13 protein-coding genes are annotated in these 12,516 nt (G+C 36.0%); 7 read left to right on the top strand and 6 right to left on the bottom strand.

The features are described 5' to 3' along the window. Positions 1-165: 165 nt before the first annotated feature. A complete protein-coding gene (locus F4V44_RS01035; protein ID WP_150438125.1) occupies positions 166-540 on the bottom strand; it encodes a PilZ domain-containing protein in 375 nt (124 codons plus the stop codon). Between the two features lie 386 nt (positions 541-926). Here F4V44_RS01035 and F4V44_RS01030 point away from each other — a divergent pair, with 386 nt between their 5' ends. Then, on the top strand, positions 927-2,318 hold the full coding sequence (locus F4V44_RS01030; protein ID WP_150438124.1) for a hypothetical protein: 1,392 nt from the start codon (positions 927-929) through the stop codon (positions 2,316-2,318). A 176-nt stretch (positions 2,319-2,494) separates the two neighbouring features. Here the strand turns inward: F4V44_RS01030 and F4V44_RS01025 are convergent, their stop codons facing one another. From F4V44_RS01025 to F4V44_RS01010, 4 genes are all read right to left on the bottom strand, one after another. Beyond that, the gene (locus F4V44_RS01025) at positions 2,495-3,127 is read right to left on the bottom strand and encodes a phosphatase PAP2 family protein (protein WP_150438123.1); all 633 of its coding nucleotides are present in this window, start codon (positions 3,125-3,127) and stop codon (positions 2,495-2,497) included. Positions 3,128-3,265: 138 nt separating this feature from the next. Beyond that, entirely contained in the window at positions 3,266-3,985 is a 720-nt protein-coding gene (locus tag F4V44_RS01020; protein ID WP_150438122.1) for an EcsC family protein, read from the bottom strand. Between the two features lie 77 nt (positions 3,986-4,062). Then, entirely contained in the window at positions 4,063-5,274 is a 1,212-nt protein-coding gene (locus tag F4V44_RS01015; protein ID WP_150438121.1) for an ABC transporter permease, read from the bottom strand. Beyond that, positions 5,267-6,007: an ABC transporter ATP-binding protein gene (locus F4V44_RS01010; protein ID WP_150438120.1), complete on the bottom strand. Its 741-nt coding sequence runs from the start codon at positions 6,005-6,007 to the stop codon at positions 5,267-5,269. Before F4V44_RS01010 ends, F4V44_RS01015 begins: the two co-directional genes overlap by 8 nt. Positions 6,008-7,266: 1,259 nt before the next feature. Here F4V44_RS01010 and F4V44_RS01005 point away from each other — a divergent pair. The 5 genes from F4V44_RS01005 to F4V44_RS00980 all read left to right on the top strand — a co-directional run bounded on the left by F4V44_RS01005 (position 7,267) and on the right by F4V44_RS00980 (position 11,190). Then, the gene (locus F4V44_RS01005; protein ID WP_150438119.1) at positions 7,267-7,686 is read left to right on the top strand and encodes an HIT family protein; all 420 of its coding nucleotides are present in this window, start codon (positions 7,267-7,269) and stop codon (positions 7,684-7,686) included. 159 nt (positions 7,687-7,845) lie between these two features. Then, on the top strand, positions 7,846-8,928 hold the full coding sequence (gene serC / locus F4V44_RS01000; protein WP_150438118.1) for a 3-phosphoserine/phosphohydroxythreonine transaminase: 1,083 nt from the start codon (positions 7,846-7,848) through the stop codon (positions 8,926-8,928). 129 nt (positions 8,929-9,057) lie between these two features. Continuing rightward, the gene (locus F4V44_RS00995; RefSeq protein WP_150438117.1) at positions 9,058-9,588 is read left to right on the top strand and encodes a tryptophan transporter; all 531 of its coding nucleotides are present in this window, start codon (positions 9,058-9,060) and stop codon (positions 9,586-9,588) included. A 417-nt stretch (positions 9,589-10,005) separates the two neighbouring features. Further along, positions 10,006-10,362 (top strand): YtxH domain-containing protein, encoded by a 357-nt coding sequence (locus tag F4V44_RS00985; protein WP_150438115.1) that lies wholly within the window; start codon positions 10,006-10,008, stop codon positions 10,360-10,362. Positions 10,363-10,614: 252 nt separating this feature from the next. Next, the gene (locus tag F4V44_RS00980; RefSeq protein ID WP_150438114.1) at positions 10,615-11,190 is read left to right on the top strand and encodes an HTH-type transcriptional regulator Hpr; all 576 of its coding nucleotides are present in this window, start codon (positions 10,615-10,617) and stop codon (positions 11,188-11,190) included. A gap of 5 nt (positions 11,191-11,195) precedes the next feature. Here F4V44_RS00980 and F4V44_RS00975 read toward each other — a convergent pair whose 3' ends face one another. Further along, complete coding sequence (locus F4V44_RS00975) at positions 11,196-11,534, bottom strand: DUF1878 family protein (RefSeq protein ID WP_150438113.1); 339 nt, start codon at positions 11,532-11,534, stop codon at positions 11,196-11,198. 148 nt (positions 11,535-11,682) lie between these two features. On the opposite strand from F4V44_RS00975, the gene F4V44_RS00970 reads away from it, so the two are divergent. Continuing rightward, complete coding sequence (locus F4V44_RS00970; RefSeq protein ID WP_150438112.1) at positions 11,683-12,231, top strand: DUF3267 domain-containing protein; 549 nt, start codon at positions 11,683-11,685, stop codon at positions 12,229-12,231. Positions 12,232-12,516 lie beyond the last annotated feature (285 nt).

Here is a 12,516-nt window from a genome sequence, read left to right as displayed (position 1 = left end):
ATTAAGAAGTGCAGGTAGAACCAACAGGTTAGAAGTGTTTCATTAATTATCAAAAGTTATTATTCAAGTCTGCATGGAGTTTGAATAAGCAGACAGCAAAAAAGACCCCTACTGTTTAAGAAGGGCCTGCTTAACGCCTAACCTTTAGATGAAATTTTATCCTTTTTATTTTCCTTTTATATAAACTGTTCCTTTTGATACTTGCTTTAATTCTTCTACAATCATTTTTTCAACTTCTTTTGTTGATTCTATTTCGATTCCGTAGCTATAGCCGTGCAGTTCCTTCCTTTGCCATACGAAGATCCCTTTTACTGTAATTGGGGCTGAGTACAATGAGAATGTAAAGTCTGCTTTAATGCTGCCTTTCAATTTAATATCTAAATCTGATAACAGTCTCATCCCATGCGGACTAATATTCTTTATTTTTGCATGCGCTAAGTTTGTCGCTGTTTTTATTCCATTTACATCGGTAATTTTAAATGTAACGGACTTCGGGCACTCAAATTCATATCTAAATGATTCATTTCGATTGTATCTCATAGGCCACCTCGAAAAATATAATGAAAGATACTAATACCGACTCCACCTTACAAATATATTACTATAATATTATTGACAAACTCCATATCTTTTTAATGAATTAGGAGAAAAAGAGGAAGTCAAACTCAGATTGTATTAGAGCAGCTAAAGCAACATTCTCTTCCTTGTAAATCAAATAGTTATCGACAAGTCGGGCTTTGAAAACAAGACTAAAAACCCGTTGATTAAAGAATTTCGATAAACATTGATTATTTTCCTCTTTGGGACAGTTTTTTCTGCTCACCACTCTTTTTGACCAACATATTCTGTAAAAAGGGTTCCATACAATTCTTTTTATAGAATACGCGCTTTTAAACGAACAATTAGGTTCAAAGGGAGGAACAAATATGGCAATAGAACTTTCTGCCATCCACTTTTTATATGTACTGTTTATTATTTTCATTATTGGTTTTATGGTCATGCGAAGAGATACCACTCTTGTCTGTATTATCGGTCTTTTTGCCATTGCTATGATGGCAACAGGATCATTATCCGGTTCTGTCATTAGCATTTTTACAGGCCTTGTCTTCGCCATTACAGAATTGCTGCCAACTATTCTGATTATCTCGATTATCGTGGCAATGAGCAGGTCATTAACCATGACAGGGATAAATGATGTGATGATTTCTCCTTTTTCACGATTAATCCGTACCCCAGGCTTAGCCTATTGGATTATTGGTCTTTTAATGATGGTCATTTCCTTTTTCTTTTGGCCTTCACCTGCAGTTGCCTTAATGGGAGCTGTCTTACTGCCTGTTGCGATTCGAGTAGGGCTTCCAGCATTAGGTGTAGCAATGGCCATGAACTTATTCGGCCACGGAATTGCCCTTTCAGGTGATTTCGTCATACAAGCAGCACCTAAGCTGACTGGAGATGCTGCGGGTATCCCTGTTCAAGATGTGATATCAGCAAGTATTCCTCTTGTGATTGTGATGGGGGCTGTTACAACGATTTGCGCCTTTTATTTTCTTAAAAGGGATATTAAATCCGGTAAACTGACCGCCTCATCCTATGAAACCACGGATATTGGGCAAACTTCCCAACCAACACTTCTTTCCACAAATCAAAAACGCTTCTTCGCCGTTCTAATCCCCATTCTTTTTGCTATTGATGTTGCGGCCATGTCACTCCTTGATTTACAAGGTGGAGATGCTACAGCCTTAATTGGAGGAACTTCTGTCTTTATTCTAATTTTGATTACCCTTGTCAGTCATAAATCGAAAGGGCTTGAACAAACAACCGATTATCTAATAGAAGGTTTTCAATTTGGATTTAAAGTCTTTGGTCCAGTTATACCAATTGCTGCTTTCTTCTATTTAGGAGATGCAGGATTTACCACTATTATCGGTGACTATTTGCCTAAGCAATCAAATGGAATTGTCAATGACCTTGGCGTTGCTCTTGCTTCTGCAGTCCCGTTAAGCAAAGAGATTGCAGCGGTTACATTAACGGCTGTTGGAGCCATTACAGGCCTTGATGGATCAGGCTTTTCTGGTATTTCATTAGCCGGCTCTATTGCAAGTCTTTTCGCAACCGCCATCGGCTCAGGTGCAGCTACTTTAACCGCACTTGGTCAAATTGCAGCTATCTGGGTCGGCGGCGGGACACTCGTTCCTTGGGCATTAATCCCTGCAGCAGCCATTTGTAATGTTGATCCGTTTGAACTCGCCCGCCGCAACCTTCTGCCGGTAACCATTGGTTTAGTGATTACGACGATTGTTGCAATGTTTTTAATATGAAAAACAAAAAAGAAGCTACCGATAGGAGGAGACTGCTGAAAAAGTGTTTATCTGGAACAGTTAGCGGACTTTTTCATCAACATAAAGTAAGAAGAGGAAGTAGACCTTCTACATATAGTAGTTGATCTACTCCCTTTTCTTTTTAGATGGACTTTTTCAGTGCCTTCCGACAGGGGTCAGCTTCTTTTTTTCAGAAATCGTACATATAACCATTCATAAAGGAAAATCCAAAGCATTGTCCATACAATACCAATTGTAAACCCACCCAGTACATCTGTTGAAAAATGGTCTTGAAGGACAAGCCTGCTTAATCCAATGAGAAGAATAATGATAGAGGCAATTATTCCAATCAACCATTTCAAACTGACTGTTTTTATACTTTTAATTAATAAATAAGAACCTAGCATATAGAGGATTAGCCCCACCATCGCGTGACCGCTGGGAAAGCTTAATGATTCTGCGTCTGCAGCTGTTAGCGGCCTTTCCCTTCCCACAAGCTCTTTTATCCATTTATTCACTTCATTACCGAGTGCAACCCCAATAAACAATACAAGCATTCCAACATAATCACGCTTTTTAGCCCACAGTATAAGCATCATAATTAAAACAACAATTATCACTCCGACCGTATCGCCCAGTTCTGCTACCGCTTCAAAGAATGGATAGGTTTGCTCTTTAAATATCCCTATTACAAATTTGGATAAAACCCTGTCCACTGATAATGCTTCATTACTGCGGGCGGCAATAATTAAGAGCATGGATGCCAGCATGGCTAGACAAAAGATAATAAGTCCGTTTTTCGATTTCAAAATATCCAACTCCCTAAATCCAAATGAACAGGAAAATTATACTATATAATAGGGTTAAATAGTGAAAAATAAATAAAGGTGTCAGGCACCATATATGGACAAATCGTAACACTTTGTCTTTTTGTGGTGCCTGACACCTTATTGGGTATTCCCTGCTAATAATCGAAGACGATAACAATTTTGTGCGGTCTCTCCTAACTGATCAAGCAGATTATAGTTGGCAAAGGCACCAACAACAGCACCAATACCTGGTACAAGCTGCAACATTTTGACAAAATCGATATGGTCACGATATTCCTGCTGAAACTCCTGCCAATCCATTTCCATGAGTTCCGCTTTTCGATCTTCCCATGATTCAATAATCTTCATCGTTTCAGCTCTTTTTTCGGCGCTGGAAAATGCCAGTTGAAAGACTTGCAGCATAAAAATTCGTTCCTCATATTCTTTTGTATCAAAACCATAAATCGTTGCTGCTTCAAATAAAAATTTCATTTTAATGGATAACAAGAGTGGAAAATCAGCCAGCCCTAACAATAAGCCGCCTGCACCCGTTCCTGCGCCTTCAATAACGGCTGTTTTTCGGTAAACAGCTAGCTTTTCTGTTAGGAGCTTATCCCGTTCTGCCAGCGACAGAGCGTCATCTTCCTTTTTTCTCGTCATTAACTGCGAACCCGTTAACGTCATTTTCACAAAGTTTTTAATACCATCTGTAATCATTTCATGCGCTTTATCGGGGATTTTTTCATTTATTTTCACTTGAACCTGTTTCGTTAAACGCTGCATCATTTTTGGTCGCTTCAGCATTTTTTGTTTCCAAGCCAGAATTTCCTGATAAGCCTGGACTTCATACTCATTCATTCATAAACCACTCCCTCACCTAACAGCTACGTATGAAAGACCAATTGGTTTCATAGTATGAACAGTCCTTTCGTTCATTAGTCTTGTATTTTTCTTTTACTATAGTAAGAAACAAAATATACACTAAAAAGAATCCCTGCAGCCAATGCCCCAAGCGCATACAAGAAATCACCTTTGCCTGCTACAACAAGTGAAAGAAGGATGGATTGTGTCCATAGGACTTTGCGAAGGAAGTCAAGAAACGTCTTTTCTTTCACCTTTCCATTAATAGGATATAGTTCAAGAAGCGAATGATTTTGATGATGCTTCCATAACGGCAAGAGCTGAAAGCCTGTCAGGTAGAGAAATAATATAACCAGAATAATCTGACCGATACCCCATGTTAATAAGTAAATAGCTCCTGCTCCGATAAGCGTCAAACGGACAAATAACCCCCAATAATCTCCAGACCTTAAGAAAGTTCTCATAAATAAGAAAGTAAAGGAAGCACTTTGCTGAAACGGAACTCTAATTAAAAGAAAATCCAGCCATTCTCTTCTTTTAATTCGATTTTTTAGCTTTGGCACATCTGTGAATAGATTCGCTAAGCGATAAAAGGATGTCATTCTTCTTTCATCCTGCTCTATCAAGAATTCCCACTTAAGCCCTTTCTCCTTTGTCTGCTTCTTATAATAAGCACATAAACCAATTAAAATGAGCACGCAGGCTAATACGAAATAAAAAGCGGCGTTTGAAAATAATAAATACAGGAAAGCAATGTTTACAAAAAAACGGATAAGGGAATCTGTTCTATGTACGGTTGTTTCACGGTAATATTGTACATACCACCGAGTTGTTAGATTAATCCACTTAACAACAAGCATAATGACTGCAAAGGAAAAAAAACGTTTGAAATTTCCCTCGTTTACCGCAGCATACATCGGCATAAATACCGCCAGCCCGATAACAAGTAAATATATCTGCCCCAAAAAGCTAATCAGCAGCGATTTTCTAAAATAACCGTTTAGTTTTGTTTCAAGCGGCAGCAAAAAGATTCGATCAGCTTCAGACATAAATGTAAAAATTGGGCTGTAGGTTAAAAGAAATGCAAGACACAACGCCATAATGATGGCAGATGGAAATGATTCTGGCAGTGTTTTTAACCATTCCTGATAATAGTAAGCTGCTGTACCAATTAAGAATACGAATACAATGACAAGATGTCCATTTAATATGTAGCGGAGATAACGGGAAAACTCTTTACTCGTCCGGCTAAACCGTTCCTTCCACAGTAACTTTTCATTAAACATTTTCTTCTTCCTTTGTTAACTGAATATACAGATCATCAAGAGTTGCCCCCGGCATGGCAAACTCTTGGCGCAGTTGGTCGAGTGTTCCATGTGCACGTACTTTTCCTTCATGCAGAATAACAAAGCGGTCACAATAGCGTTCAGCGGTAGCTAAAATATGTGTAGACATTAAAATCCCTGCCCCGCTTTCTTTCATTTGTTTCATTAAATCCAATAAGGATTGAATACCAAGCGGGTCTAAACCAACAAAGGGTTCATCTACGATATATAGAGATGGCTGAACAAGAAAAGCACACATAATCATCACTTTTTGCTTCATTCCTTTTGAGAAATGAGCCGGAAACCATTTTAGCCTTTTAGCCATGCGAAATTCCTCTAATAAATCTGTAACTCGTTCACGATAAATCGATTCCTCTAGTCCGTAAGCCATTGCTGTTAATTTCAAATGCTCATCAAGTGTTAATTCATCATAAAGAACGGGCGTTTCAGGCACAAACGTAAACTGTCTTCGATATCCTTCACGGTCTTCATCAAATCTTGTTCCATTAATGGTAATTTCACCGCTATGCGGCTCCATCAATCCAATAATATGTTTAATTGTTGTACTTTTCCCAGCACCATTCAAACCTATTAAGCCGACAAGTTCACCTTTATTAACATTAAAGGACACGTCCCTTAATACAGGGTTTCTTGTGTAACCGCCTGTAATTTTTTTAATTTCTAACAAAGACATGTAAAACGTCCTTCCTATAATGGATTAGCTTATATATATTGTAAGAAATCGATTAATATATTGTCCAGTTTAGACCAAATTACTTTTGCTTTTAAATCTTTAGCTTTGTTTATTAACATGGTTGATTTTTGACTCATCTAAAGCTGTATGGTTAGGAAGTGACAGGAGAAAATTCATTTTCTCCTGTCACTTCCTAACCATACAGCAACCTTTCAGCACAGCTGAAAGGCGTGAAAAATATCCATTTCTCACGGATGAGTCAAAAATCTGACGTATCAACATGATGCGTTAACACATCCAGATCTTTTATAAAAAATTAACTGCCTATGTATATAAATTTCAATAACGGACATTCTAATCTATGTAGGGGAAAGCAATTGATGAATTAATCATCACCAATTGAAATGAGGTGTCTGTCAAAGACAATGTCATTCAATAACACCCATATGCAATAAAACGTTCCTATAAGGGGATGGTTGTAATGCACAAGTTGTATGAAAACCAAGATGATTCTTTACACCAATCATTTCAACTTATTTGAAAATGAGGTGTTTATCAAAGACTATATTTCCGAAATTTTATATGTTTGAAAAAACTATAAAAAATAGGGGATGGTTAGCTTGAATAAAGAATCCTTTTCTAAATAAGCACTAACATTTAACTAATAAATGAGGTGTTTACCGCAGAAAATGTCCTGTAATAGAACGTTGTGTATGATCATTGATGATTAAAACATCTAATCATTGAAATGAGGTGTCTGTCAAAGACAATGTCATTCAATAATACCCATATGCAGTAAAACGTTCCTATAAGGGGATGGTTGTAATGCACAAGTTGTATGAAAACCAAGATGATTCTTTACACCAATCATTTCAACTTATTTGAAAATGAGGTGTTTATCAAAGACTATATTTCCGAAATTTTATATGTTTGAAAAAACTATAAAAAATAGGGGATGGTTAGCTTGAATAAAGAATCCTTTTCTAAATAAGCACTAACATTTAACTAATAAATGAGGTGTTTACCGCAGAAAATGTCCTGTAATAGAACGTTGTATATGATTCTTCCCCTGCATCAGGGCGGGATTCCTAGCGAATCCTGTCCTTTTTTTGTTCCTTGCATAGGATGTGCTGACGTCTACGTTCACCGAGAACGCAGCAGCTATTAGTCAACGTTCCGCTTTCCGATGAGCTTTCTCTTTTGTTCGCACCTATGTTACAATATTAGGAAATTTACTACTATCGAAAGGATTGAAGGAAATGAGTGATTGTATTTTCTGTAAAATTGTAAATGGTGAAATTCCATCTGCGAAAGTTTTTGAAAATGAGCATGTCGTTGCTTTTCTAGATATCAGCCAAGTAACAAAGGGTCATACATTAATTATTCCAAAAGTACATAAAGAAAATCTATTCGAACTAACTCCAGAAATCGCTAAAAATATTTTTGAAGTTGCGCCTCAAATTGCAAATGCTCTGAAATCAGCTTATAACCCAATTGGATTAAATGCCGTAAACAACAACGGTGAAAAAGCAGGACAATCTGTGTTCCATTTTCATCTGCACCTAATCCCGCGCTATGGTGAAGGGGATGGTTTTGGAGCAGTTTGGAAAAATAACCAAAGTGATTACAGCTCCTTTGATTTGCAGCAAATGGCTGAGAATATCAGCAGTCACCTCTAAAATTCTCCCTTTTGGAGAATTTTTTTGCTTTTTCTTAAATCAGTTTTTGTACATTTCGACAATTTCTGATAATATTAAATAAAAATATTTTACTTACTGTATACTCTCGTGAATGTACGAACAAAATACGGTAATAGAAAACATAGGAGGAATACCTTAATGAACCGTGCGCTTAATTTTAATGCCGGCCCGGCAGCCCTGCCTGAATGGGCACTGAAAGAAGCTCAAAATGAGTTATTAAATTTTAGAAATACAGGCATGTCTGTTATGGAACTAAGCCATAGAAGCAAGGATTACGAGGCTGTTCATAATGAAGCTCAAAGCTTATTACGTTCTTTACTTTCCATTTCAGATGAGTACGAGATTCTTTTTTTACAAGGCGGAGCAAGCCTTCAATTTTCAATGATTCCGATGAATCTTCTTCAAGAAGGACAAACAGCCTACTACACATTAACAGGCTCTTGGGCTGAAAAAGCATTACAAGAAGCTGTGAAGGTTGGAAAAGCGGAAATTGCTGTGTCAAGTAAGGAAAATAATTATAAAAACATCCCAGTTCTTGATGCGACTTCTATTCCAAGCGATGCTGCTTATGTACACATTACAAGCAATAATACGATTTATGGTACTCAGTGGAAACAGTTCCCGACAGGCTTAAATGTTCCGCTGATTGCTGATATGTCTAGTGACATCTTATGCAAACCTTTAAATATGGAACAATTTGACATGATTTATGCAGGTGCACAGAAAAACCTTGGACCATCAGGTGTTACAGTCGTTATTATGAAAAAAGAACTGTTAGAGCGTTCAAGCGACAGCCTTCCAACCATGTTAAACTATAACACTCACGCGAAAAATAATTCATTATATAATACACCGCCAACCTTTGGAATCTATTTATTATCACTTGTCCTCAGATGGGTTACTGATCAAGGCGGACTTGAAGCGATTGAGAAGAAAAATGAACTCAAAGCTTCCCTTCTATATAATGAAATTGATAATAGCAACGGCTTTTACAATGGCCATGCTGAGCTTGACTCAAGATCGACTATGAATGTTACGTTTACATTAAATTCAGAAGAAGCAACGAAGAGCTTCTTAGCACAGGCAAAGGAAGCAGGATTTGTTGGTTTAAACGGCCACCGCTCTGTTGGCGGCTGCCGAGCTTCCATTTATAATGCTGTTCCGTATGAGAATGTTGAACGTCTTGCCCAATTTATGAGTGATTTCAGAAAAAATTATTAAGAGAGCCTTTTAACTTTAACAATAATTGAAAAGTTTGTGCTATAATAATAGAAACTTTTCGCTGCAGGCAATGAGTGCACTGCAGGAAAAGAATAAAGTTAGCTTAGTTTAGAAGAGGAGAGATGAGAATTGAATACGAAAAACCTTGTTGCCCTTGCTTTATTAGTAGGAATGGGAACTGTACTGCATGCTGTTGTTCCGGGATTTTTTCTTGGCATGAAACCTGATATGATGTTAACTATGATGTTTTTAGGGATTGTTTTGTTTCCAGATAGAAAAAGCGTTTTGCTTCTAGGTCTTGCTACAGGTATTATTTCAGGTATCACGACCACTTTTCCTGGCGGCTTATTCCCTAATATTATTGATAAGTTTGTTACATCATTTGTGTTTTTTGCTTTGTTCCTTGCGCTTAACAAATACAGCAGATCAATCATTTCAGTTGCTGTCTTAACCGCTGTTGGCACAGTTATTTCAGGTATTGTCTTTTTAGGTTCTGCCTATTTAATCGTTGGTCTTCCAGGACCATTTGCAGCACTTTTTGCTACGGTTGTATTACCGGCAGCAGCAGTAAATACGATTGTTATGATTGTCCTTTACCCTGTGGCAACATCCATTCTTAAGAGAACAAAAATTACAAATCAGCAAACAATTAGTCAATAAACATACTTAAACCCGTCCCATAGACGGGTTTCTTTCTGCTTTTGCGCTTCAGTGAAACAGACTGACAATGCATCCAATCAGAAAAAAAATCAGGCCTCCCGCCGCCATTGCCACAGAACGTTTTTTTAACATATATTTTGGCGGATAAACACCTGGTTTTTTAATTGATACTAAAAAATGAATACTTGCTAGAAAAGAAAGAATACTTAAGAAAAAAAATAAATTCATCATATTATAGCGTTTGCACTCCTTTAGAAATGAAAAAGCTTTATACAATGTATGCTTGTTACTTTGAAGATATAACGACTGCAACACGCCATTCTTCAGTAAACAATTAGATAAAAATAATGAATATAAAAAGGATTCTATTTCATTTTTATAGAAGTATTGGTTATTAAATTAGATGAGGTGGTTTTGATGAAAGGAAAGTCTTTTTTAATCGGCTTTTTGTTAGGCGGTGTATCTGCCGGCATTAGTACCTTGCTTACAGCACCAAAATCAGGAGTGGAAACCCGAAATAACCTTAAAGAATCCAAAGAAGTCGTCCTTCATCAACTAAATGATTTAAAGGACCATTTAAAAGAGCTGAATCAAAGTTTAATAGCAGCCTCTTCTGAAGGGACTGAAACATTAAAAGATTTTGTTTTAGAAATCAAGCATACTGTGTCAAATTGGCAGCAAGAAATAAAACCACATCAAAGGGAATTGCAAAGAGAACTGGCCGAAATTGAACAGAGTATTCAAGAGCTCGAATCAGAATTAAGCAAAAAATGAGATGATTTAAATAAATTTTCAAAAAATTTAAAAAATCCTTTTTAAAAAGAAGGATTTTTTTATTTTTAAATCGAAAATAAATATATTATAAAAATAGTAATTAATGTCATCATGTTTAAAACAGCCTTTAAACAGCTATTCTGCACAAGAATAAAGCGATATTCTAAAAATTTGGTAAATTTATATCTTTATTAATCTTTATTTTATTGGCATAATGAATATACAGATATAAAAAAAAGGGTGATTAAGAGGATGGAAGAAAAAGAGTATACAGTTAAGGAAGCTCTGTTATTTAGTCAAAGAATTGGTCAACTTAGTAAAGCATTATGGAAATCAATCGAAAAGGATTGGCAGCAATGGATTAAGCCGTATGATCTCAATATCAACGAGCACCATATTCTATGGATTGCTTACCATTTAAATGGTGCGTCTATATCAGATGTTGCTAAATTTGGGGTTATGCATGTATCAACGGCTTTTAATTTTTCAAAAAAATTAGAGGAACGCGGTTATCTGCAATTTTCTAAAAAAGAAAACGACAAGCGTAATACGTACATTCAGCTTACTGAAAAAGGGGAAAACATCTTCCTAGAGATAATGGAAGCGTATGATCCAGCACAAAATGCAGCATATTCTGCCTCTCTGCCGTTAAAGGACATATACGGGAAGTTTCCAGAAATGCTGGAAGTAATGGCAATCGTCCGTAATATTTATGGCGACGATTTTATGGAGATATTTGAAAAATCCTTCCATAACATCGATAAAGAATTTGTAGAAACAGAAGGGAAATTACATCAGAAACTCCCGCAAAAGACAGAGCTGATTTAAATCCATTATAAATACTTTTTTAACTCTGTCATTAGTGGGAGATATAGCCCCTGGGTTATACAAGCAGCAATGACATCCTCAGCATGCAGCCCGCCGGTTTGTAATTTCATAGTAAATTTATTGAAAAGCGGATGAAAATTCACAAAACCTTCCGCTTTCTGTTCTTCTAACTCCTTGCTCAACATATCACAAACCTCAAATAATCTTTGTACTTCCCTCTCCCCCATTCCCTTTTCAATGATTAATTTATTCAAGGCATACTTAGTTGTCTGATTCATTTCCAACAATAGTGACTGATGGTATTCAAGTCGTTTAATCCTCTCTAATAATGCTTCCAAATCCATTGTCTTTCCCCTCTTATCTATGTTAATGGACGACTTTCTTCCTCATATGAGCAGAAAGTCGAATCAATTCTTTTGCCTATTGATTTTTTTATTCTTTCATCGTACATTTACTTAGTAAGTTATGTTTCTCCTTTTGGAGGCTGATAGAATGAATTGCTTGAAAGAGATAAATCTCACTAAAAAATACAACACACAACGTGTATGCATATTGTCTATTTTAACCATGCTATGCACTTTTATTGTTTTATATGTACCTGTAACCTATTTATTTGTACCTTCTTCATTTGAAGATAAATATTTCTTATTATTGATTTCAGGATTGTGGCTTATGTATCCAATCCATAAAATGATACACTTTTTCTCACTCATACATTTAAAAAATAAAATAAAAAAGACTGTTTCTATTAAATATTTCATTTTTCCTGTTATTCAAATAAGAATTATAGAACCCATCCTAAAATGGCAGTATATCATCACTTTAATTGCTCCATTTATCCTTATTAATGGATTTCTTTTTGTTGCTTGCTGGTTTTTTAACCATTATGTTCATTATTTTACCATTTTACTAGCTTTCCATATAGGTCTATGTGCTTCTGATTTTATTTATATTAAAAATGTTTTAATGGCACCTAATCGTGCATATATTGAAGAGAATGAGAACGGCTTTGAAATTTTAATCAATCAGCCAAATTTATGATTATTATTTTTAATTTTGGCTTTGTTAAAGTACTTGTTGATAAGCTAAATTTTTGACTCATTCGTGTGAAATCAATATTTCACACGCCTTTCAGCATAGCTGAAAGGTTACTTCATGACGCTGCAGCTTAAGGAAGTCAAAAATCAACAATATTATTTAACAAAGCATTAATTTTAATAAATATTTTAAATGAATTTTCTCTATCTTTTTTTGAAATTTTTTGCTAATGTAAATATCATACTATTCCATTTAGGTAGCTTTTAAGAATAATCTGCCTCTCAAAAG

Source organism: Niallia endozanthoxylica, from assembly GCF_008710145.1.
Classification (GTDB): domain Bacteria; phylum Bacillota; class Bacilli; order Bacillales; family Cytobacillaceae; genus Bacillus_BD; species Bacillus_BD endozanthoxylica.
The sequence above is the reverse complement of the archived record's forward strand: the minus strand, read 5'-3'. Positions and strand labels throughout refer to the sequence as shown.

Excerpts from the sequence above, each read along its gene's own strand:
- F4V44_RS01035 (WP_150438125.1), bottom strand. The coding sequence starts at position 540 with ATGAGATACAATCGAAATGAATCATTTAGATATGAATTTGAGTGCCCG.
- F4V44_RS01030 (WP_150438124.1), top strand. The coding sequence starts at position 927 with ATGGCAATAGAACTTTCTGCCATCCACTTTTTATATGTACTGTTTATT.
- F4V44_RS01020 (WP_150438122.1), bottom strand. The coding sequence starts at position 3,985 with ATGAATGAGTATGAAGTCCAGGCTTATCAGGAAATTCTGGCTTGGAAA.
- F4V44_RS01015 (WP_150438121.1), bottom strand. The coding sequence starts at position 5,274 with ATGTTTAATGAAAAGTTACTGTGGAAGGAACGGTTTAGCCGGACGAGT.
- F4V44_RS01010 (WP_150438120.1), bottom strand. The coding sequence starts at position 6,007 with ATGTCTTTGTTAGAAATTAAAAAAATTACAGGCGGTTACACAAGAAAC.
- F4V44_RS01005 (WP_150438119.1), top strand. The coding sequence starts at position 7,267 with ATGAGTGATTGTATTTTCTGTAAAATTGTAAATGGTGAAATTCCATCT.
- serC (WP_150438118.1), top strand. The coding sequence starts at position 7,846 with ATGAACCGTGCGCTTAATTTTAATGCCGGCCCGGCAGCCCTGCCTGAA.
- F4V44_RS00985 (WP_150438115.1), top strand. The coding sequence starts at position 10,006 with ATGAAAGGAAAGTCTTTTTTAATCGGCTTTTTGTTAGGCGGTGTATCT.
- F4V44_RS00980 (WP_150438114.1), top strand. The coding sequence starts at position 10,615 with ATGGAAGAAAAAGAGTATACAGTTAAGGAAGCTCTGTTATTTAGTCAA.
- F4V44_RS00975 (WP_150438113.1), bottom strand. The coding sequence starts at position 11,534 with ATGGATTTGGAAGCATTATTAGAGAGGATTAAACGACTTGAATACCAT.
- F4V44_RS00970 (WP_150438112.1), top strand. The coding sequence starts at position 11,683 with ATGAATTGCTTGAAAGAGATAAATCTCACTAAAAAATACAACACACAA.